Genomic DNA, 19252 nt, shown 5'->3' with positions numbered 1-19252 from the left:
CTCCTCCCGTCAGTTCACGACTGTGACCGGAACGTCGGCATGCATGACCAAATTCTGGGTCGAACTGCCGAAGATTCGCTTTTTGATGCCGTCAGCCGAGGATCGTCCCACGACGATCTGCGATCCGCCGTTTTCGACCGTGATCGCGTTCAGCGTTTCGGCCACATCGCCATGGCGGACAATACCGCGGGCGCTGAAGCCTGCGGCCTTCAGGGCCTCGACGGCGGGTTCCACCACGCGGCTGGTGGCAAGCGCGATCTCCTCCTCGCGCCGCTTGTGCCGCAAGGCGTTCTCCTCGGGAGTCTGGAAAGTATAGGGCGACCATTCGATGACATAGGCAACCAGCAGTTCACACGATCCAATCCGACTTGCCAGATCCTTGGCAAAGCCGACCGCGCGATCCCCGGTCTCTGTCCCGTCCAGTCCTATGACAATTTTCGTTGTCATCTCGTTCCTCCGTTTTTGTTGATTTGGCCGGGGCCCGTGCCCCCGGCAGGGCAGCCGGAACCTGGAACTCGTTTTACAAGACTGCCCTTCGGTCAAGTATCAGGAAAAATCACTAGGAAAAGGAGATTTTTTCGGGCTATTTTCAGGAAAATATGCCGCCAGGCCTCAAAATCGCAGGGAAATTGCCTGATGGACAGGGATTTGGATAAGATCGATCAACGGATATTGGCCGAGCTTGAGGCCAATGGACGCCTGCCAATAGTCGAACTGGCGGCCCGAGTAAACCTGACCAACACGCCGTGTTCCGAGCGGGTGAAACGGCTGGAAAAGAGCGGGTACATCACCGGCTACAGCGCGGTGATCGACAAAGAGAGGCTGGGGCTGGGGCACTTGACGGTGGTGCAGGTTTCGCTGACGGCCACAGCCGAACACTCGCTGGATCGTTTCAACGAGGCCGTGCGACGGGTACCTGAAATCGAAACCTGCCTGATGGTCGCCGGATCATTCGACTACATGCTGACCGTGCGGACACGCGACATCGCGCATTTCCGAACGGTTTTGGGCGACAAGATCAACAAGCTTCCGGGGATACACCAGACAAGCTCTTTCACGGTGATGGAAACCGTAAAAGAACCTGTCGGCGCCAAAGCAAGACCCGGCGGACCGGGTGGCTGATCCTATTCGGGATCCGTCGAGTAGATCAGACGCTCGTCGCAGGGGGCGACGCGCAGGATGTTTGTCGAGCCTGGCACGTTGAACGGAACACCGGCGGTCACCACGATCTGATCCGAGGCGCCGGCAAATCCGCTGGCACGCGCGGCGCGCGCCGCATTGACCACGGCGCTTTTGAACCGCTCGAGCTCGGGCGTCATCACGCAGTGACAGCCCCAGCTGAGGCACAGACGCCGCGCGGTTCCCCGCAGCGACGTCATGGCGATGATCGGGACACCGGGACGCTCGCGGGCGGTGAGCAGCGCGGTGGTGCCGCTTTGGGTAAAGCAGCAGATCGCCTTGATGTCGGTCTTTTCGGCAATTTCACGGGCCGCGGCCACGATGCCGTCGGCAACGGTCGTTCCCTTGGTCTGGCGCGAGGCGTCGATGATCTGTTTGTATGTTGGGTCGGCTTCAACCTCGATCGCGACCTTGTTCATGGTCTGAACGGCCTCGATCGGATACGAGCCCGCGGCCGACTCGGCGCTCAGCATGATGGCGTCGGTTCCCTCATAGATGGCGGTGGCGACGTCCGACACTTCGGCGCGGGTGGGCATCGGGCTTTCGATCATGCTTTCCAGCATCTGGGTCGCAACGATCACCGGTTTTGCGGCGGCGCGGCACTTGCGGACCAGTCGCTTTTGAATCGGAGGCACGGCCGAGACCGGGAGTTCGACCCCCAGATCGCCACGGGCGACCATGATGCCGTCCGATGCGTCGAGAATTTCGTCGAACGCCTCGACCGCGGCGGGTTTTTCAATCTTGGACAGAATGGCGGCGCGGCCATCGGCCAGGGCGCGCGCTTCGTACACGTCCTTGGCCCGCTGCACGAAGCTCAGCGCAAGCCAGTCGACACCCAGCTGGCAAACGAACTCCAGATCGTCCCGGTCCTTCTCCGACAGAGCTGCCAGCGGCAGCACTACGTCAGGCACGTTCACACCTTTGCGGTTCGAGATGGTCCCGCCGATTTCAACTTTGCAATCTGCGAAATCGGGGCCGCATTTCTCAACCACAAGGCGGATCTTGCCGTCGTTGACCAGAAGATGCGCCCCGGCTTCCAAAGCCTGAAAAATCTCGGGATGCGGCAGGCAGACCCGGCTGACATCGCCCGGAGTTTCATCCAGATCCAGGCGGAACGCGGCACCTTCGACCAGGTCTTCTGCATCATTCGCAAACACACCGACCCGCAGTTTCGGGCCCTGAAGGTCCGCCAGAATGGCGATCGGACTGTCGAGATCCTTTTCGATCTGACGGATGATCCGGTGGCGTTCACGGATTTCGTCGTGGCTGCCATGGCTCATGTTCAGGCGGAAAACATCGGCACCGGCCTCGTGCAGAGCACGGATCATATCATAGTCGTTGGACGCCGGGCCCAGCGTCGCCACGATTTTCACATTTCTCAGGCGTCGCATCGATCTTGCTCTCCTTGATGGTCGAATGTTACCGCAAACAATGGTCGGTTTGCTTATTGCGCAATTCCCTTTCCGAGGCAACTGTCCTACACCTGCGGCAAACTAGATGACAGGCTCATGACATACACTCCGTTTTATGTGCACGGGGCGGATCGCCCGTCCCGCTGGCTGATCACGTGCGACCATGCCACCAACACCGTACCGCCGCAGATCAACGGCGGCGACCTTGGCCTCCCGCGCGAGGACATGGAGCGCCACATCGCCTATGACGTGGGCGCTTACGAGGTGTCGAAACATCTGGGCGAGATCCTGAACGCGCCGGTGATCGCGGCCAATTTCTCGCGGTTGGTGATCGACCCGAACCGGGGCGAGGACGACCCGACCCTTCTGATGAAGCTGTATGACGGGTCGATCATCCCGGCCAACCGTCATGCCGACGCCGCCGAGCGCGAACGGCGCCTGAACCTGTGCTATCGCCCCTATCACGAGGCGCTGGCCAAGATGGCCGCCCTTCCCCATGCGGTGATCGTCTCGATGCATTCCTTCACGCGCCAATTGCGGGGCCGCCCGCCGCGCCCCTGGCATGTCGGCATCCTGCACACTGCGGACGAACGGTTCTCAGCCCCGCTGATCGATCGGCTGCGGGCCGAGGAGGATTTGTGCGTCGGCGTCAACGAACCCTATACCGGCGTGCTGCCGGGGGATGCGATCGACCGGCACGCCACCGCTTTTGGCCGCCCCAACGCACTGATCGAGCTGCGCAACGACCTGATCGCCGATCATGCCGGGCAGCGCTCCTGGGCCGAGCGGCTGGCGCCGATCCTGCAGGATGCGCTGGCTGCAAGCGGGCTGTAACGCTGGAAAAATCCGCGACCAAACGACGCCCGTACTCTTGCACGGCGCACGGGCGGACCCCATTTTTTGGGGTGAAAGGAGGCCGTCATGACACCTGAAACCCTGACAGCCTTTTTTGGCTGGATGACCGTTCTGAACTTTGCGGTTCTGCTGCTGTCGACCCTGATGGTGGTGGCCCTGCAGGACCGCATCGCCTCCATTCACGGCCGCATGTTCCAGATGGAAAAGGCCGAGGTCAGAAAGGCCTATTTCAAGTATCTGGCGAACTACAAGATCCTGACCCTGATCTTCTGCCTGATGCCCTGGATTGCCCTCAAGCTGGTCTGAACCGGCGCGCGTTGTGCAATGGCCCCGGGCTTGCTAGGTCTGGGTCAAATCCCACGAACCGGAGCCCGACCATGGACCCCCAGACCGAGATCGAACTTCAGGCCGCCGCTTTCCGCCGTCTGCAGAAACACCTTATGCAAGACCGCACCGACGTTCAGAACATCGACATGATGAACCTCGCCGGGTTCTGCCGAAACTGCCTGGCGCGGTGGTATCAGGAGGCCGCCAATGAAAAAGGCATCGAAATGGGCAAGGGCGAAGCCCGCGAAATTTTCTATGGCATGACCATGGATGAGTGGAAATCCACATACCAGACCGCGGCCAGCCCCGAAAAACAGGCCGCCTTCAAGGTCGCGTTCGAAGAGAACGTGGGCAAAAAAGACTGACACCATAACGAAAGGGCCCGCCAGATCGGCGGGCCTTTGAATTCAGATCGCTGCCTTCAGGCTTTCGTCCAGATAGATCTCGCGCAGGCGCGTGGCGATCGGGCCCGGCGTACCGTCGCCCAGTGCAACGCCGTCAATCTCGACCACCGGCATTACGAAAGCGCTGGCCGAAGTGGTGAAGGCCTCGTCGGCCTCTTTTGCTTCGTCGATGGTGAACAGGCGTTCCTCGACTTCCATCTGCGCCTCGGCCGCCATGCGCAGCACCGCCTTGCGGGTGATCCCGTGGAGGATGTCGTTCGACAGCGGGCGGGTGATGATTTTGCCGTTCTTGACGATATAGGCGTTGTTGCTGGTGCCCTCGGTCACGTACCCGTCTTCGATCATCCAGGCATCATCGCACCCTGCGGCCTTGGCCATCATCTTGCCCATGGAGGGGTACAACAGTTGCACCGTCTTGATGTCGCGGCGGCCCCAGCGGATATCCTCGATCGAGAGGATCTTGGCCCCTTTCTTCGCCGCCGGGTTATCCGCCAGCCCGGGCTTGTTCTGGGTGAACAGAACCAGCGTCGGTTTGGTGTCAGCCGAGGGGAAGACGAAATCGCGGTCGCCGTCGCTGCCGCGGGTGACCTGCAGATAGACCAGCCCCTCGGTGATGCTGTTCAGCTCGACCAGCTTGCGGTGGATTTCGAGCAGCTCGTCCTTGCTGCAGGGCTCGGCCATCTGCAATTCGTCCAGAGACCGCTTCAGGCGCACCGCGTGACCCTCGAAATCGATCAGCTTGCCGTCCAGCACGCTGGTCACCTCATAGACGGCATCCGCCATCAGAAAGCCTCGGTCGAAGATCGAGACCTTAGCTTCGGTCTCGGGCAGGTATTCGCCGTTCACGTAAACGGTGCGGGTCATGTCATATCCTTCTCGTCCTTGGGCTGCGCCCATTCCTCGCCTCAGCGCGTCACCCCCAGAGCGCCGCCTGCGGCGGGTGTACTCCGGCCGCGTCGAAAACCAGCGGGGTGTCGCGGTCTTCGGCCAACAGAAGCGGGCCGTCAAGGTCCGTCACCAGCGCGCCCTGCGCCACCAGTGTCGCAGGCGCCATCGCCAAAGAGCTGCCAACCATGCAACCCACCATGATGCCATAGCCCTCGGCCTGCGCCCCGCGGCGCAGTTCCAGCGCCTCGGTCAGACCGCCGGTCTTGTCCAGCTTGATGTTGATCACGTCATATTTGCCCTTCAGACCGGGCAGGCTTGCGCGATCGTGGCAGCTCTCGTCGGCGCAGACCGGCACCGGGCGCTCCAGCCCGATCAGTGCCTCATCATCTCCAGCTGGCAGTGGTTGTTCGACCAGCGCGACGCCCAGCCGCACCAGATGCGGCGCCAGATCGGCATAGACCTCGGCCGACCAGCCCTCGTTGGCATCCACGATGATCCGGGCATCGGGCGCCCCGGCCCGCACGGCCTCGAGCCGCAGCATGTCGTCGGGCGTGCCCAGCTTGATCTTCAACAGCGGACGATGCGCGTTCTTCGCCGCCTGCGCCCGCATGGCGTCGGGCGTGTCCAGCGACAAGGTATAGGCGGTGATCTCGGGCTTGGGCGCGGGCAGGCCGGCCAGTTCCCAGGCGCGCTTGCCCGCCCGCTTGGCCTCAAGGTCCCACAGGGCGCAATCCACCGCATTGCGCGCGGCACCGGCGGGCAGCAGGTCCATCAGCGACTGGCGCGTGAACGTGTTGGGCAAACCACGGATCTCGGCTTCGACCGATTCCAGCGATTCGTCATACCGGGCATAAGGCACACATTCGCCCCAGCCCTGATGCGCCCCATCCGTCAAGCGCACCGTCAGTACCTTGGCCTCGGTCCGCGACCCGCGCGAGATGGTGAACACCTGCGCCAGCCGGAACACATCACGAGAGACGTCGATCTGCACGCGCCCACTCCTCTGTCTTTGCAGTTTCCAGCGCCGGAGGCAGGTATCCCCGCCATCGGCGCCCCGGTTGGATCACATCGCGGCCAGCGCGTCCACCAGCTTGCCCGCGCCGAACCGGTACGGATCCGTGGTCGGCAGGCCCATCTCGGCCTCGACCTTGGCGATGTAGGCTTTCGCGTCCTCCTCGCTCAGGTGCTGTGTGTTGATCGAAACACCCGCAACCTGGCAGGCGGGGTTGGCGAGGCGCGCCAAAGGCAGGGCCGTGTCGCGCAGCTGCTCCAGCGACGGCAGGGAATATTCCGGCAGACCGCGCATATGGGTGCGGGTCGGCTCGTGGCACAGAACCAGAGCATCCGGCTGACCGCCATGGATCAAAGCCATGGTCACGCCGGAATACGAGACATGGAACAGCGATCCCTGCCCCTCGATGTGATCCCAGTGATCGGGATCGTTCTCGGGCGTCAGGTATTCAACGGAACCGGCCATGAAATCGGCCACCACGGCGTCCAGCGGAACGCCCTGCCCGGTGATCAGAATGCCGGTCTGGCCGGTGGCGCGGAAGGTCGATTTCATGCCGCGCTTGCGCATCTCGGCATCCATCGACATGGCCGTGTACATCTTGCCTACCGAACAATCGGTGCCCACCGCCAGACAGCGCTTGCCGCTGCGCTTGCGCCCGTTGGCGATCGGATAACCCACCGTGGGCACACGAACGTCATGCAGGGTGCATCCATGGGTCTGGGCCGCGGCCACCAAATCGCCTTCGTCGCGCAGAAGGTTGTGCAGGCCCGAGGCCAGGTCATAGCCCATTTCCAGCGCGGCGATCAGGACCTCTTTCCAGGCCTGGCTGATGACGCCACCGCGGTTCGCGACACCGATCACCAGCGTCTTGGCGCCGGCGGCCTTGCCTTCGCCCAGGGTCATGTCGGTCAGGCCCAGATCGGCCTTGCAGCCTTCCATCCGTAGCTGACCCACGGCGTTTTCCGGGCGCCAATCCCGAATGCCGATCGCGACCTTGGCGGCCAGTTGGTCGGGGGCATCGCCCAAAAACAGCAGATACGGTGTCTCGATCATCGCGCGCTCTCCTTTTCTTCCGCCCCAACCTATTGAAGGCCGTCAACGAGCGTTTCTCGTTTTCCTCCGACCTCCCGCACCTCGGCCGGAGAATTTTGCAAGATTCCCCCGCGCGGCGCAAAAAGCTTCGAAACTTTCAAAACGATGAAACTTTGACCGCCGCGTTCCGGGGGTTGCGCACAGCTTTCTGCAACAGCATTGCCGCAACTGCACAATCAGGCTTGCGCAGGGTCGCGCAATTTAATACCCAATTACCAACTGAAATCGCAATTTCATTACCCAACGAGGTGCCGATGAGCTTTCGTATCCAACCCGCCGCCCCGGCGCGACCAAACCGCTGTCAGCTGTTCGGCCCCGGTTCCAACACCAAGCTGTTCCCCAAGATGGCCGCCTCGGCCGCGGACGTGATCAACCTCGACCTCGAAGATTCGGTGGCCCCGTCCGACAAGGACACCGCCCGCGCCAATGTGATCGAGGCGCTGAACACCGTGGACTGGGGAAACAAGTACATGTCGGTGCGGATCAACGGGCTGGATACGCCCTATTGGTACCGCGATGTCGTTGACCTGCTGGAACAGGCCGGCGACCGGCTGGATCAGATCATGATCCCCAAGGTGGGCTGCGCCGAGGATGTCTATGCGGTTGACGCTCTGGTCACTGCGATCGAACGCGCGAAGGGCCGCACCAAGCCCATCAGCTTTGAAGTCATCATCGAATCCGCCGCCGGCATCGCCCATGTCGAGGACATCGCGGCCTCCTCTCCACGCCTGCAGGCCATGAGCCTGGGCGCGGCCGATTTCGCCGCCTCGATGGGGATGCAGACCACGGGAATCGGCGGCACGCAAGAAAACTACTACATGCTGCGCGAGGGACAGAAATACTGGTCGGACCCGTGGCACTGGGCACAGGCTGCCATCGTGGCCGCCTGCCGCACCCATGGGGTGCTGCCGGTCGACGGTCCGTTCGGCGACTTCTCGGACGACGAAGGCTATATCGCGCAGGCGCGCCGTTCGGCCACGCTGGGCATGGTCGGCAAATGGGCGATCCACCCCAAGCAGATCGCGCTGGCCAATCAAGTCTTCACCCCGTCGGACGAGGCGGTGGCCGAAGCGCGCGAAATCCTTGCCGCGATGGAGCAAGCCAAGGCCAATGGCGAAGGCGCCACCGTCTTCAAGGGGCGGTTGGTCGACATCGCCTCGATCAAACAGGCCGAGGTGATCGTGGCGCAGGCCGAACTGATCGCCGCGAACGGCTGATGGGGAATTATGAGAAAAGGCGCTCGTTTTGTGCGCCTTTTCCTGACTTCGGTTGGCCTCAGCGGCCGAACACGTTGTTTGGGGTCCAGGTAAACTTCTCACCCTGCTTGCCGGATTTCATCATCAGGCAGGACGTTCCCAGCTTCTGGAAATAGATGATCTTCAGAGGGTACCAGCCCGCCTTTGGAACTTCGACCTCGGTGCGCTGGTTGGCTTCACACCCCTGGATCCCAGTGACCCGGCCAATCTGCTGGCCACCGACATAGGCCTCGATCCCGTCATTGGACCAGGTTTCAAGCTCGTAAATGCCCGGAGAATCAAAGCGCATGTACCCGGTGATTTCAGCGGCAACATTGTAGGGGTCCGTGAATGTCAAAACCGGCTCGCCCTTGTTGGTGTCGGCATAGTCCAACCCGCGCAGTGGCTTGCCCGGCTTGGCCTTGGACAACACGCTTTTGGCCTGGCTCAGATCGCGGATCTTTCTCTGAGTACCCTGCCCCACATATTTCACGTTCAACCCCGCCTTGGGATTGGGCTGCGGGTTGGCGGGCTGCAATTTCAAAGGCGCGGCAAATGCGGCACCGGCGACAATCGCCATCACGGTCGCCAATGCGCCTGTCCGAACAAAACTCATGATCGTGTCTCCCTGACATCGCGCCCTGTTCGATCTGGTGCCGAATTTCTGGCGCTTTCAGGCTGACGATATTCCGGGATACATATGCCTGCAAGGTCCTTGCGGCAGTGGGCTCAAGCTCAGGCCCGCAGGTCTTTCGGGGATCCCATGACCACGTAGGACGTGATCGAGGTGACATGGGGCAAGGTGCCCAATACGTCGGTATGGAAGGTCTTGTAGGCCGAGAGGTCGGCGCATTCCACCCGCAGCAAGTATTCGATCGTACCGGTGATGTTGTGGCATTCGACCACTTCGGGCGCCAATTGCACCGCTTTTTCAAAACCTTCCTGGGCGGCCTTTGTATGCTCACCCAGTCCGACGCCAATATAGGCGACGAAACCGACGCCCATCGCCGCAGGGTTCAAAACGGCGCGATACCCGCTGATGACGCCCGACCGCTCAAGCTCTTGAACCCGGCGCAGACAGGCTGACGGCGAAAGCCCTACGCGGTCCGCCAGTTCAAGGTTGCTGATCCGGCCATTCCTGGCCAGCTCTTGCAATATTTGCTGATTCTTGAGGTCAATATTCGCCATTTGTTGCAAGCTTTATGTAATCGAGCGCGAAATCGCAATTTCATTTGACCAAACCTGGGCGATCTTTGCGCCATGACTTACGACATTCTACTTGCGCTGGTCGCCTTTGCCTTTGTCTCGTCCATCACGCCGGGACCGAACAATCTGATGCTCATGGCCTCAGGGGCGAATTTCGGGTTCCGGCGGACAATCCCCCATATGCTGGGTATCGGCCTGGGTTTCATGCTGATGGTTTTGTTGGTCGGCGCAGGGTTGGTGCAGGTGTTCGAAGCCTATCCCGTCAGCCACGTGATCCTCAAAATCGCGTCGGTGGCCTATCTGCTATTCCTCGCGTGGCGAATTGCCAATGCGGCTCCTGCCAAGGGCCCGGGACACGCCGGACGACCCATGACGTTTCTGCAGGCGGCGGCGTTTCAATGGGTGAACCCCAAAGCCTGGGCCATGGCGTTGACGGCGACGACCGCCTATGCCCCGGGCCAGACCCTGCAAGCCATTGCGCTGGTTGCCATTGTATTCGGCTGCGTGAATCTGCCATCTGTCAGCACCTGGACGGTTCTGGGCCAGCAGATGGCGCGCGTGCTGACCAACCGGCGACGTCTGACCGTGTTCAACTGGTCGATGGCGGTTCTTCTGGTGATTTCCTTGTACCCGGTGCTGTGGCCAGACTGATGTCGCCTGACCGCGTACCTTTTCGCCACGCGCGGGGAAACGCGCCCCGACACGCGGTGCCGAGTTGCATCCGGGGCGACCTCGGGTCATATAGCGGAGAACTTTCGCGTTGAGAGGCGTCATGACCCAGTATCTGGATTTCGAAAAACCGCTGGCCGAGATTGAAGGCAAAGCCGAAGAGCTGCGCGCCCTGGCCCGCGCCAACGAAGAGATGGACGTAGCGGACGAAGCCGCCGCGCTGGACGCCAAGGCGGCCAAGCTGCTGGACGAGTTGTACAAGGACCTGACGCCCTGGCGAAAATGCCAGGTGGCCCGCCATCCCCAACGTCCGCACTGCAAGGATTATGTCGAGGCCCTGTTCACCGAATTCACCCCGCTGGCTGGTGACCGCAATTTTGCCGACGATCTGGCGGTCATCGGTGGCTTGGCACGGTTCAACGACCAGCCGGTTATGGTGATCGGGCATGAAAAAGGCTCGGACACCAAATCTCGGATCGAGCGCAACTTCGGCATGGCACGCCCCGAAGGCTATCGCAAAGCCGTGCGCCTTATGGAAATGGCTGGTCGGTTTGGTCTGCCGGTGATCACCTTGGTGGATACCGCCGGCGCGTATCCGGGCAAGGGCGCGGAAGAACGCGGGCAATCCGAAGCGATCGCCCGTTCAACCGAGATGTGCCTGAAAATCGGTGTTCCGCTGGTGTCTGTCATCATCGGCGAAGGCGGCTCGGGCGGCGCGGTGGCATTTGCCACGGCCAACCGGGTGGCGATGCTGGAGCACTCGATCTATTCGGTTATTTCGCCCGAGGGTTGCGCGTCGATCCTTTGGAAAGATGCAGAAAAAATGCGCGAGGCCGCCGAGGCGCTGCGCCTGACCGCGCAGGACCTTCAAAAGTTGGGCGTCTGCGACCTGATCATCCCCGAACCCAAAGGTGGCGCGCATCGCGACCGCCCGGCTACGATCGAATCCGTGGGCAAGGCGATCGCCAAGATGCTGAAGGATCTGAACGGCAAGGATGCCGCCGCGCTGATCAAGGACCGGCGTCAGAAATTCCTGGACCTGGGGTCCAAAGGACTGGCGGCCTGATCCGTCAGCCCCCCAATGAGCGCAACAAACTGACCGAGGGCACGCCCGTAACGGGCAGGCCCTTGGCTTGCTGATACGCGGTTATGGCCGCGGTGGTATTCTTGCCAATCACCCCATCAGCGCCTTGCGTGTCATACCCGGCAGCAGTCAGACGCCGCTGCAACTCTTTGCGATCTTCCAGCGTCAAGCCGGTTTCGTCGGGCCCGAATGACGCCTGAAAGGGTGCGCCACCGGCGATCCGATCGGACAGGTGCCCGACCCCGATCGCGTAGCTGTCCGAGTTGTTGTAGCGTTTGATCACCTGGAAATTGCGGAACACCGCTATGCGCGGCCCGGGTTTCTGCGGCTGCAGAATTGCAACCGGTGTGCCCGAATTTGCCGCTGCAGATCCGACCTCACCCCCCCAAGGCTGGCCCCGCACCCAACCCGCCCGTGACAGGTAGGCAGCTGTCGAAGCCAGCGAGTCCGTCGGATCGTCGGACCAGATGTCGCGTCGGCCGTCTCCGGTGAAATCCACTGCGTAAGCCAGATACGAGGTCGGGATGAATTGCGTATGCCCCATGGCACCGGCCCAGCTACCGGTCATGTTCGCCGGCGACGTGTCACCGTTCTGAAGGATCTTCAACGCCGCAATCAGCTGGCTTTCGAAGAACGCCCCGCGACGCCCGTCATAGGCCAGCGTGGAAAGGGCCGAAATCACGGGCACATCGCCCCGCCGCTGCCCATAGCGGCTTTCCAGCCCCCAGACCGCCACCACAACCTCTTTGTCCACGCCATAGCGCGACTCAATCTGCGTGAGGGTGGCGTTGTGGCGTTGCAGCATCTGCTTGCCGGTACTGATCCGCTCGTCTGACGCGGCAATGGCCAGATAGTCTTCGAGCGAGCGCTTGAATTCGACCTGGTTGCGGTCGCGTTCGATCACATCTGGCAGGTAACCGGCCCCCTGAAACGCCCGGTCGATCGTCGCTTGCGAAATACCCTGCCCTGCCGCGCGCGCCTTGAAACTTGCAACCCAAGAATCCCAGCCGGCATTGGGCACTGCCCGCATTCGCGACGCGGTTGTTCCGGTAGGCGCGGACCCGCCCGCGCAGGCGCTCAGGAAACCTGCACCGAGGCCCAGTGAGAATGTCCGTCGATTGATCATGGCTGAAATCTGCTCTTGTTTGTTGTTGGCAGCAGCGTAGCGCAGCAAATGCCTTGAGGCTAGCTTCGCAACCGCCGCCCGTTTGGATTTCACACTTTGAGCAAAGGCCCGCTCAGCTGACCAGCAAGCGCAGACCCTGGGTCACATCCGATCGCACCGCCAACCGCAAACCCGGTTCGTCCCCCGCCTTCAGAGCGGCGATGATCAGCTTGTGGTAATGCGGCGGCTCGGTCCGTCGCAGGCGGCCATAAAGAGCCCGCATGGTCGGACCAAGCTGCAGCCAGACTGTTTCGGCCATCGCAAGCATGGCCGGAGCCTGCGCCCGCAGATAAAGCGTGCGGTGAAACTCGAGGTTCGTTCGGATGTAGCCGACCGCATCGCGCTTGGTCACCATTTCGGCCACGGTCATGTTGATGCTCTGCAACCGGTCGATCAGAGCCATATGCGCCCGAGGCAGCGCACGGCTGGCCAGCTCGACTTCCAGCAGGGCCCGCAGCGCGGCCAATTCTTCGATCCGGTCGTTGCTGAGTTCGGGCGTGGAGACTCGACCCGAATTGGACAGAAACAGCGCCCCTTCGGCGGCCAGACGGCGCACGGCTTCGCGCGCCGGCGTCATGGACACACCGAACTCCTTGCCGATGCCGCGCAACGTCAGCGCCTGACCGGGCGGGATTTCTCCATGCATGATTCGAGACCGCAGGGCGCGGTATACCTGATCATGGGTCGCGATCTGGGAGTCGGAACTGCGGGTGGTCAACATCCCCTCATGTGATCACAAATCCCCGCGACGTCAACCGGCGGGCTCATCGAACCTGTAACGGTGCAGTTCGGCCCCATTGTCGCGCAGCCAGCGCCGGGCCGCTTTGTACGGCCCGAACAGCCGCTCGACCTGCGCCCAGAACGCCGCCGAATGGTTCATCTCGGCCAGATGCGCGACCTCATGAGCCGCGACATAGTGCAGGATTTCGGGGGGCGCCAGAATCAGCCGCCACGAAAACATCAACCCTCCCGATGCACTGCACGACCCCCACCGCGACCGTGTATCGCGCATCGTCAGACTGGAGTAGCCCCGCCCCAGCATGGCCGCATAGTCGTCGCAGGCTTCGGTCAAGCGATCACGCGCCAGCTCTTTCAAAAAGCGGGCGAGGCGCCGCGCCTCGGCCCCTTCGGGCACCGCAACCTGATCGGCGTGCAATCTGACCCGGCGCCCCTCCGCCGGCACGATTCGCCTTGGGACACCTTCGACCGGCAGGGTTTCCCCGAAGCCGACTGACGCCGGAACGGGCCGCGCGCCCAGATGCTGGCGGATCCAGTCCTCCTTTGAGCGCGCAAAGCCGATCGCCTCGGATTCGGACACACCCTGCGGATAAGTCAACGTAACCCGGCCATCCAACTGGGAAATCCGCAGGCTTATGCGGCGTGCCCGCGCCGATTTGCGCAAGGTCAGCGCAACGGGAGGCTGTCCGGGCAATGAATGTCGCCCCATGGTGCGATCTCCTTGGCGCAAAGGCTTTGACAGTACCCGCCGCATGTGGCAGGTGACCTGAATCGTTGATACGACTCACCTGATATCAAGGGGAATTGACATGCCCAAGGAAGAATGGGGCGTAAAGCGCGTTTGTCCGACCACTGGCAAGCGGTTTTATGACCTGAACAAGGACCCGATCATCAGCCCCTACACCGGCGAGATCGTGGAATTGGAAACCGGCAAAAGCCGGATGATCGCAGCCGACGCCGAAGATGCAGCGTCGGTCAAGGCGCGCGAAGCCTCGTCCGATGAAGAGCTGCTGGACGATGATGACGCAGTCGATGTCGATCTGGACGACGATCTGCTTGAGGACGACGACGAGGACAACGTCTCGTTGGACGACATCACCGACGTCGCGTCGGAAGACGAAGACTCGTGATCCGGCCGGGGCGGCGCAGGCTGCCCCGCGCCCCGATGCACCCCGTGCGCCGCGCATCTTTTTTCACCGAATCCGATTTTTTGGTCTTGCGCTCGCGTACGTCGTTTCATAAACGTCCGTCCACCGCACAGGCGGTACCGGAAAGGGGCCTTAGCTCAGTTGGGAGAGCGCTTGCATGGCATGCAAGAGGTCAGGGGTTCGACTCCCCTAGGCTCCACCAAATCCCCTCCCATGGCATCCATTCCGCCACTCGGGCTACACCTGCGCCGAACCGATGCCCGTGGTTCTTTCCAGTATGTCCACGCCCTGCTGTTTCCAGAAATGCAGAAGGTCGATGAAGATCCAGTTCTCGGCCAGCTTGTCGCCTGCGCGGCGATAGATGTCGATCACCCGAAACTCACCGGGCGTTTGGGTCGCGGGCATGCCCATGAACCCTCCGGTCGGAACAGCCGTGAAGTTCGGCCAGCCGAAAAACCCGCCGTAGTGACCTTCGGCCAGCCGGCAGACATGTTTGGTCTTTGACCGCTCGGCGAATGCCGCGCGGAAAGGACCGGCATGTTGCTTGCCATACCGATCAATCGTGTAGGTGGCGCCAATTCCCTCGGGCCCCCACCAGATCATGTCGTCATGCCAGGTGCGGCTCAGCTCTTCGCTCAGGGTCAGGCCACTTTTCCACTGGCCCAGGTCAGAAATCATGGCGTTGATCAGCGCCAGAGTCTGCTCCCCTTCTTCGGCGGGTTGATCCGTACCAAGGATACCGTCGTGTGTCAGGGGCCCGGGCTGTACAAGATGGGCAGCGGTCTGGGGCGGAAACGGGTTCTGACCGGCCTGCACCATCAGATGCGGGATATCGAAATACATCGCGGTCTCGACGATCTTGCCGTCTTGCACCTTGTTGAACTCGCAATAGCGCAGGAATGCCATTTTGCCTGTCGGTCGAATGCCCAACCAGGAGTGGTCGAACAGACCCATCAGATGGCCCATGGAAACCACCCAGACCTCGCGCTCGTCGGTCAGCGAGTTGCACCCCGCGAAGAATATGTCCTGACGCCGTTGCATGCGTTTGAGGCTGGTTCGCAGCGGGGCCCAGAAGTTTTCCGCTACGTCGTGGACCCCCGAAATCTGACCGAACGGGTGAAAGCCGCGCCACAGCAGATTCGGCGCACAGAATCGCCCCAGGACATCTGCTAGCTTGTCGATGGTGGCCAACTGCAGGTCCTCATAGAACGCCTTCACCAGATCTTTCTCTTTTTGAAAGCTCATCTGTTTTTCATTGTTTTGCAGCATCTTGCGCCTGTTGTTGCCTGGGGGTGAATCACTGATTTCCGGCATATTTGCATACGTATGCAAAAATGTCTTGCCAGAATTGGTAAACCAAGAATACCCTTTTGCAAACGTATGCAAAACGATTCCTTCCCGGGGGGCTTCATGGCGGAAATTCAACTGCGCAATGTCGGCAAGCGATGGGGATCGTTTGTTGGGGTTCACAACTTCGATCTGACGATTGCCGATCGCGAGTTTCTGGTTCTGCTTGGCCCGTCCGGCTGCGGCAAGACCACGACAATGCGCATGATCGCGGGGCTTGAGGACGTAACCGAGGGCGACATCCTGATCGATGGCAAGGTGGTCAACGATCTTGAGCCCAAGGACCGCGACGTGGCGATGGTGTTCCAGAGCTATGCCCTCTACCCCAACATGAACGTCTATGAAAATATACGCTTTCCGCTGAAGGTCCGCGGGATCGACCCCGCGACCCATGACGAGAAGGTGCGCCGCGCCAGCGCCATGGTCGAACTGGACGATTTTCTGCATCGCAAGCCGGCTGAACTGTCGGGCGGTCAGCGCCAGCGGGTCGCCCTGGCCCGCGCGATCGTGCGCGAACCGAACGTGTTCCTGATGGATGAGCCACTGTCCAACCTGGATGCCAAGCTGCGTGTATCCACCCGCGCCCAGATCAAGAATCTCAGCCACGAACTGGCCGTCACCACGATCTATGTTACCCATGACCAGATCGAGGCGATGACCTTGGCCGACCGTGTCGTGGTGATGAAAAAGGGCATCGTGCAACAGGTTGGCAGCCCGACCGAGATCTACGACCGCCCGGCCAACACTTTCGTCGCCAGCTTCATCGGCTCGCCCGCCATGAACCTGATGGATGGTCACGTCGAGGGCGGCGTTTTCCGGACCAAGGGTGTCGAAATCCCGGGACTGGATGTTGCTGATGGCCCGCTGACCTTGGGGTTCCGCGCCGAGGATGCGACACTGGCCGAAGGTCAGGGCCAGATCACTGCCCCGATCTACACGCTCGAGCTGCTGGGTGACGCCACCATGATTTCGGTCCGGGTCGGCGGCGCACTGGTCTCGGTCAAAGCCGACAAAGCATTCCGCGCCGAAATAGGCGAGATGGTCTCGTTCTCGGTGCCGAAAGAAATCTGTCACCTGTTCGAAGCAGAGAGCGGTGCGCGGATCGGGGGCTGACCCCAACCAAAGCCCGAAAGGGCCAACCAACGGTCCGGACGTCGACGACGGACCGATCCTGACAGGGAGAAACGCATGAAACTCAAGACAATTCTGATGGCAGGCGCCATGACCATGGTGACCAGCACTGCATGGGCGGCGTGTTCGTTCGAGAACACCGTTCCGCTCAAATCACTGTCCGCCGGGTTCGAAGCCTGGAAGGCCGTCACCGACGCGATGGCCGAGTGCGGCAATTTCGGCGCATCGCTGGACCAGGAGTTCCGCGAGAAGCAGCCCGAAGCCTTTGCGGCGGATCCGGCTCTGTACCAGATCGGCGGCGTGTCGAACGCAACGCTGGTGCCGTTGCTGAACGCAGGCACCATTCGTCCGCTGGATGATCTGGTCGCGAAATATGGCCAGGACCTGCTGCCGAACCAGCTGATCAAGGTGGACGGCCAAACCATGGCGATCGCCATGATGGTGAACGCCCAGCACCTGATGTACCGCAGCGACGTTCTGGCCGATCTGGGGATCGAAGAGCCCAAGACCTATGACGATGTTCTGGCCGCTGCAGCCAAGGTCAAAGAGGCCGGCGTCATGGATTACCCCATCGGCGGCACCTTCAAGACCGGATGGAACCTGGGTCAGGAATTCGTGAACATGTACCTGGGCGAAGGCGGTGAGTTCTTTGCTGACGGCAACATGCCTGCGATCAACAACGATCAGGGCGTGAAGGCTCTGGAGACGCTCAAGGCCATGACCGAATACATGGACCCCGAGTATCTGGTGTCGGATTCCACATACGTTCAGCAGCAGTTCCAACAGGGCAAGATCGCCATGGCCAACCTGTGGGCCAGCCGCGCTGCTGCAATGAACGATGAGGCCGAAAGCCAGGTCGTCGGCAAGGTCGTCATGGCGGCCGCTCCGATGGGCTCGGCCGCTCCGGCAACCACGATCTGGTGGGACGGCATCGTTCTTGCCTCGAACATGAGCGACGAGGAAGCCGATGCCGCATTCCGCGTGGCGCTGGAAGGCATGGACGCAGAAATGGTCGAGGCCAACAACAACGCCGCCGTCTGGCTGAACCCTGCCTACAAGCCCGGTGATCTGGCCGCAGGTGCAGCCGCTTCGGCAGAAGCCGGCGCCAAAGCCTATCCCGCATCTGGCCCGATGGGGATCATGCACACAGCGCTTGGCAATGGCCTGGCCGATTATCTGACCGGCGCCAAGGACGCACAGACCACGCTGGCAGACATCGAGGCGGACTATCTGACCGCCGCGAAAGAGGCCGGACTGGTCAACAACTGATCCTGCCGCGGGAGGGCCTCGACCCTCCCGCACCCAATCCAACGAGAACCATAAGAAAGGCAGAGCCATGAATTTCCGGACATTTGCCGCCTTTGTCGGCCCCTCTGTCTTTATGATGCTTCTCTTTATCGCTTTCCCGCTGGTCAGCGTGTTCAAGCAGAGCTTCTACGTCACCCAGCCCATCTATGAGACGGTCGAGGTCGAGACCTGCACGCCGGGCTTCCTGACCCAGACCTGCGTGACCGAGGAAAAGTCCATTCCGAGGCTGGACGAAGAGGGCGAGATCATCACACAGACCCAGTTTGTCGGGCTGGAAAGCTATCGCAACGTGCTGGAGCCTGAACGCGCCTGGCGCGCGATCAGCGAAGGCAGCTGGAGCGTGCTGTCCACGATCAATTTCTGGAAGGCGCTGCGCTTTACGTTGACCTTTACCTTGATCACTCTGCCCTTGGTGATCGGTACCGGGCTGCTGATCGCCATCGTGATCAACAATGCTGCATCGGCAATACGTGGTCCGGTGATCTTTGTGTCGCTCCTGCCCTTCATCATCACGCCGGTCATCGGGGCCCTTTCGATCAACTGGCTGTTTCGCGGCGACGGTATCCTCACGGCCCTGCTGGAATGGTGGCTGAACCGCGACATCGCGCTGTTCGCGCAGGCCTGGACGATCGAGTTGCTGATGATGCTGTACCGCGTCTGGCATGTCGCACCCTTTGCCGCGATCGTGTTCTACGCCGGTCTTCAGACCGTGAACCAGGACAGCCTTGAAAGTGCGGTGATCGACGGCGCAAGCCGTTGGCAGCGCCTGAAATACATCGTCATCCCGCACCTGATGCCGCTGATCATCTTCGTGTCGATGATCCACCTGATGGACTCCTACCGGGTGTTCGAAGAAATCGTCGGCTTCTCGAGCCAGGGCTACGTCATCTCGCTGCAATGGCTGACCTATGACTTCCTCGTGCCGGATCAGGCGGGCAACCGTTCGATCAGCCGGGCTTCGGCCAGCGCCATGCTGACCATGGTCGGCATCGTCATCCTTCTCATCGCACCGCTGCGCCGGACATGGCGCGACCACAAGGGAGGTCACTGAT

Annotated in this window: 22 protein-coding genes and 1 tRNA gene; 12 read left to right on the top strand and 11 right to left on the bottom strand. The window is 61.4% G+C overall.

All coding sequences use genetic code 11. From position 1 onward, the window contains the following. Positions 1-9 precede the first annotated feature (9 nt). A complete protein-coding gene (locus ACR3EK_RS01320) occupies positions 10-447 on the bottom strand; it encodes a universal stress protein (RefSeq protein ID WP_093965150.1) in 438 nt (145 codons plus the stop codon). A 189-nt stretch (positions 448-636) separates the two neighbouring features. Between ACR3EK_RS01320 and ACR3EK_RS01315 the strand changes: the two genes are divergently transcribed. Beyond that, positions 637-1122, top strand: coding sequence for an Lrp/AsnC family transcriptional regulator (locus ACR3EK_RS01315; RefSeq protein WP_093965149.1), 486 nt, complete (start codon positions 637-639; stop codon positions 1120-1122). A gap of 2 nt (positions 1123-1124) precedes the next feature. Here the strand turns inward: ACR3EK_RS01315 and pyk are convergent, their stop codons facing one another. Further along, entirely contained in the window at positions 1125-2570 is a 1446-nt protein-coding gene (gene pyk / locus ACR3EK_RS01310; RefSeq protein WP_170342769.1) for a pyruvate kinase, read from the bottom strand. Between the two features lie 117 nt (positions 2571-2687). Between pyk and ACR3EK_RS01305 the strand changes: the two genes are divergently transcribed. From ACR3EK_RS01305 to ACR3EK_RS01295, 3 genes are all read left to right on the top strand, one after another. Next, complete coding sequence (locus ACR3EK_RS01305; protein ID WP_480632487.1) at positions 2688-3425, top strand: N-formylglutamate amidohydrolase; 738 nt, start codon at positions 2688-2690, stop codon at positions 3423-3425. An 87-nt stretch (positions 3426-3512) separates the two neighbouring features. Further along, complete coding sequence (locus ACR3EK_RS01300) at positions 3513-3752, top strand: DUF6868 family protein (protein ID WP_480632486.1); 240 nt, start codon at positions 3513-3515, stop codon at positions 3750-3752. Between the two features lie 71 nt (positions 3753-3823). After that, positions 3824-4138, top strand: coding sequence for a DUF1244 domain-containing protein (locus tag ACR3EK_RS01295; protein ID WP_170452998.1), 315 nt, complete (start codon positions 3824-3826; stop codon positions 4136-4138). 42 nt (positions 4139-4180) lie between these two features. On the opposite strand, the gene ACR3EK_RS01290 is transcribed toward ACR3EK_RS01295, so the two are convergent. The 3 genes from ACR3EK_RS01290 to dgcN form a co-directional block, all read right to left on the bottom strand. Then, positions 4181-5041, bottom strand: coding sequence for a D-amino-acid transaminase (locus ACR3EK_RS01290; RefSeq protein WP_480632485.1), 861 nt, complete (start codon positions 5039-5041; stop codon positions 4181-4183). Between the two features lie 49 nt (positions 5042-5090). Further along, positions 5091-6056: an N-acetyl-D-Glu racemase DgcA gene (gene dgcA / locus ACR3EK_RS01285; RefSeq protein ID WP_480632484.1), complete on the bottom strand. Its 966-nt coding sequence runs from the start codon at positions 6054-6056 to the stop codon at positions 5091-5093. 72 nt (positions 6057-6128) lie between these two features. Further along, on the bottom strand, positions 6129-7130 hold the full coding sequence (gene dgcN, locus ACR3EK_RS01280; protein ID WP_480632483.1) for an N-acetyltransferase DgcN: 1002 nt from the start codon (positions 7128-7130) through the stop codon (positions 6129-6131). A 293-nt stretch (positions 7131-7423) separates the two neighbouring features. Between dgcN and ACR3EK_RS01275 the strand changes: the two genes are divergently transcribed. Then, positions 7424-8386 (top strand): L-malyl-CoA/beta-methylmalyl-CoA lyase, encoded by a 963-nt coding sequence (locus ACR3EK_RS01275; RefSeq protein ID WP_480632482.1) that lies wholly within the window; start codon positions 7424-7426, stop codon positions 8384-8386. A 58-nt stretch (positions 8387-8444) separates the two neighbouring features. On the opposite strand, the gene ACR3EK_RS01270 is transcribed toward ACR3EK_RS01275, so the two are convergent. Beyond that, on the bottom strand, positions 8445-9020 hold the full coding sequence (locus ACR3EK_RS01270; protein WP_170361412.1) for a PA14 domain-containing protein: 576 nt from the start codon (positions 9018-9020) through the stop codon (positions 8445-8447). A 119-nt stretch (positions 9021-9139) separates the two neighbouring features. After that, positions 9140-9592, bottom strand: coding sequence for an Lrp/AsnC family transcriptional regulator (locus tag ACR3EK_RS01265; RefSeq protein ID WP_170342784.1), 453 nt, complete (start codon positions 9590-9592; stop codon positions 9140-9142). Between the two features lie 72 nt (positions 9593-9664). On the opposite strand from ACR3EK_RS01265, the gene ACR3EK_RS01260 reads away from it, so the two are divergent. Next, complete coding sequence (locus ACR3EK_RS01260; protein WP_170373310.1) at positions 9665-10261, top strand: LysE family translocator; 597 nt, start codon at positions 9665-9667, stop codon at positions 10259-10261. A gap of 121 nt (positions 10262-10382) precedes the next feature. Further along, the gene (locus tag ACR3EK_RS01255) at positions 10383-11345 is read left to right on the top strand and encodes an acetyl-CoA carboxylase carboxyltransferase subunit alpha (RefSeq protein ID WP_170372615.1); all 963 of its coding nucleotides are present in this window, start codon (positions 10383-10385) and stop codon (positions 11343-11345) included. 4 nt (positions 11346-11349) lie between these two features. Here ACR3EK_RS01255 and ACR3EK_RS01250 read toward each other — a convergent pair whose 3' ends face one another. From ACR3EK_RS01250 to ACR3EK_RS01240, 3 genes are all read right to left on the bottom strand, one after another. Then, positions 11350-12489 (bottom strand): lytic murein transglycosylase, encoded by a 1140-nt coding sequence (locus ACR3EK_RS01250; RefSeq protein ID WP_170361404.1) that lies wholly within the window; start codon positions 12487-12489, stop codon positions 11350-11352. Positions 12490-12601: 112 nt separating this feature from the next. Continuing rightward, on the bottom strand, positions 12602-13249 hold the full coding sequence (locus ACR3EK_RS01245; RefSeq protein WP_093965127.1) for a GntR family transcriptional regulator: 648 nt from the start codon (positions 13247-13249) through the stop codon (positions 12602-12604). 30 nt (positions 13250-13279) lie between these two features. Next, on the bottom strand, positions 13280-13975 hold the full coding sequence (locus ACR3EK_RS01240; protein WP_480632481.1) for a M48 family metallopeptidase: 696 nt from the start codon (positions 13973-13975) through the stop codon (positions 13280-13282). A gap of 100 nt (positions 13976-14075) precedes the next feature. Here ACR3EK_RS01240 and ACR3EK_RS01235 point away from each other — a divergent pair, with 100 nt between their 5' ends. Both ACR3EK_RS01235 and ACR3EK_RS01230 read left to right on the top strand, forming a co-directional pair. Next, positions 14076-14396, top strand: coding sequence for a TIGR02300 family protein (locus ACR3EK_RS01235; RefSeq protein WP_170434930.1), 321 nt, complete (start codon positions 14076-14078; stop codon positions 14394-14396). A gap of 144 nt (positions 14397-14540) precedes the next feature. Continuing rightward, positions 14541-14616, top strand: a tRNA-Ala gene (locus ACR3EK_RS01230). Positions 14617-14651: 35 nt separating this feature from the next. On the opposite strand, the gene ACR3EK_RS01225 is transcribed toward ACR3EK_RS01230, so the two are convergent. Then, the gene (locus ACR3EK_RS01225; protein ID WP_480632480.1) at positions 14652-15659 is read right to left on the bottom strand and encodes an ester cyclase; all 1008 of its coding nucleotides are present in this window, start codon (positions 15657-15659) and stop codon (positions 14652-14654) included. 165 nt (positions 15660-15824) lie between these two features. Here ACR3EK_RS01225 and ACR3EK_RS01220 point away from each other — a divergent pair, with 165 nt between their 5' ends. From ACR3EK_RS01220 to ACR3EK_RS01210, 3 genes are all read left to right on the top strand, one after another. Then, a complete protein-coding gene (locus tag ACR3EK_RS01220; RefSeq protein ID WP_170445776.1) occupies positions 15825-16874 on the top strand; it encodes an ABC transporter ATP-binding protein in 1050 nt (349 codons plus the stop codon). Between the two features lie 75 nt (positions 16875-16949). Continuing rightward, entirely contained in the window at positions 16950-18161 is a 1212-nt protein-coding gene (locus ACR3EK_RS01215; protein ID WP_480632479.1) for an ABC transporter substrate-binding protein, read from the top strand. Positions 18162-18276: 115 nt separating this feature from the next. Continuing rightward, positions 18277-19251, top strand: a complete 975-nt coding sequence (locus ACR3EK_RS01210) for a carbohydrate ABC transporter permease (RefSeq protein ID WP_244952478.1) — start codon at positions 18277-18279, stop codon at positions 19249-19251. Position 19252: the final 1 nt, after the last annotated feature.

The organism is Ruegeria sp. BC8, assembly GCF_056535705.1.
Note: the sequence above shows the minus strand (reverse complement) of the source record. Positions and strands in the feature narration are given on the sequence as shown.

Bases quoted from the DNA above. Each gene is read 5' to 3' on its own strand.
- ACR3EK_RS01320 (WP_093965150.1), bottom strand. From the start codon at position 447: ATGACAACGAAAATTGTCATAGGACTGGACGGGACAGAGACCGGGGAT.
- ACR3EK_RS01315 (WP_093965149.1), top strand. From the start codon at position 637: ATGGACAGGGATTTGGATAAGATCGATCAACGGATATTGGCCGAGCTT.
- pyk (WP_170342769.1), bottom strand. From the start codon at position 2,570: ATGCGACGCCTGAGAAATGTGAAAATCGTGGCGACGCTGGGCCCGGCG.
- ACR3EK_RS01305 (WP_480632487.1), top strand. From the start codon at position 2,688: ATGACATACACTCCGTTTTATGTGCACGGGGCGGATCGCCCGTCCCGC.
- ACR3EK_RS01300 (WP_480632486.1), top strand. From the start codon at position 3,513: ATGACACCTGAAACCCTGACAGCCTTTTTTGGCTGGATGACCGTTCTG.
- ACR3EK_RS01295 (WP_170452998.1), top strand. From the start codon at position 3,824: ATGGACCCCCAGACCGAGATCGAACTTCAGGCCGCCGCTTTCCGCCGT.
- ACR3EK_RS01290 (WP_480632485.1), bottom strand. From the start codon at position 5,041: ATGACCCGCACCGTTTACGTGAACGGCGAATACCTGCCCGAGACCGAA.
- dgcN (WP_480632483.1), bottom strand. From the start codon at position 7,130: ATGATCGAGACACCGTATCTGCTGTTTTTGGGCGATGCCCCCGACCAA.
- ACR3EK_RS01275 (WP_480632482.1), top strand. From the start codon at position 7,424: ATGAGCTTTCGTATCCAACCCGCCGCCCCGGCGCGACCAAACCGCTGT.
- ACR3EK_RS01270 (WP_170361412.1), bottom strand. From the start codon at position 9,020: ATGAGTTTTGTTCGGACAGGCGCATTGGCGACCGTGATGGCGATTGTC.
- ACR3EK_RS01265 (WP_170342784.1), bottom strand. From the start codon at position 9,592: ATGGCGAATATTGACCTCAAGAATCAGCAAATATTGCAAGAGCTGGCC.
- ACR3EK_RS01260 (WP_170373310.1), top strand. From the start codon at position 9,665: ATGACTTACGACATTCTACTTGCGCTGGTCGCCTTTGCCTTTGTCTCG.
- ACR3EK_RS01255 (WP_170372615.1), top strand. From the start codon at position 10,383: ATGACCCAGTATCTGGATTTCGAAAAACCGCTGGCCGAGATTGAAGGC.
- ACR3EK_RS01250 (WP_170361404.1), bottom strand. From the start codon at position 12,489: ATGATCAATCGACGGACATTCTCACTGGGCCTCGGTGCAGGTTTCCTG.
- ACR3EK_RS01245 (WP_093965127.1), bottom strand. From the start codon at position 13,249: ATGTTGACCACCCGCAGTTCCGACTCCCAGATCGCGACCCATGATCAG.
- ACR3EK_RS01240 (WP_480632481.1), bottom strand. From the start codon at position 13,975: ATGGGGCGACATTCATTGCCCGGACAGCCTCCCGTTGCGCTGACCTTG.
- ACR3EK_RS01235 (WP_170434930.1), top strand. From the start codon at position 14,076: ATGCCCAAGGAAGAATGGGGCGTAAAGCGCGTTTGTCCGACCACTGGC.
- ACR3EK_RS01225 (WP_480632480.1), bottom strand. From the start codon at position 15,659: ATGAGCTTTCAAAAAGAGAAAGATCTGGTGAAGGCGTTCTATGAGGAC.
- ACR3EK_RS01220 (WP_170445776.1), top strand. From the start codon at position 15,825: ATGGCGGAAATTCAACTGCGCAATGTCGGCAAGCGATGGGGATCGTTT.
- ACR3EK_RS01215 (WP_480632479.1), top strand. From the start codon at position 16,950: ATGAAACTCAAGACAATTCTGATGGCAGGCGCCATGACCATGGTGACC.
- ACR3EK_RS01210 (WP_244952478.1), top strand. From the start codon at position 18,277: ATGCTTCTCTTTATCGCTTTCCCGCTGGTCAGCGTGTTCAAGCAGAGC.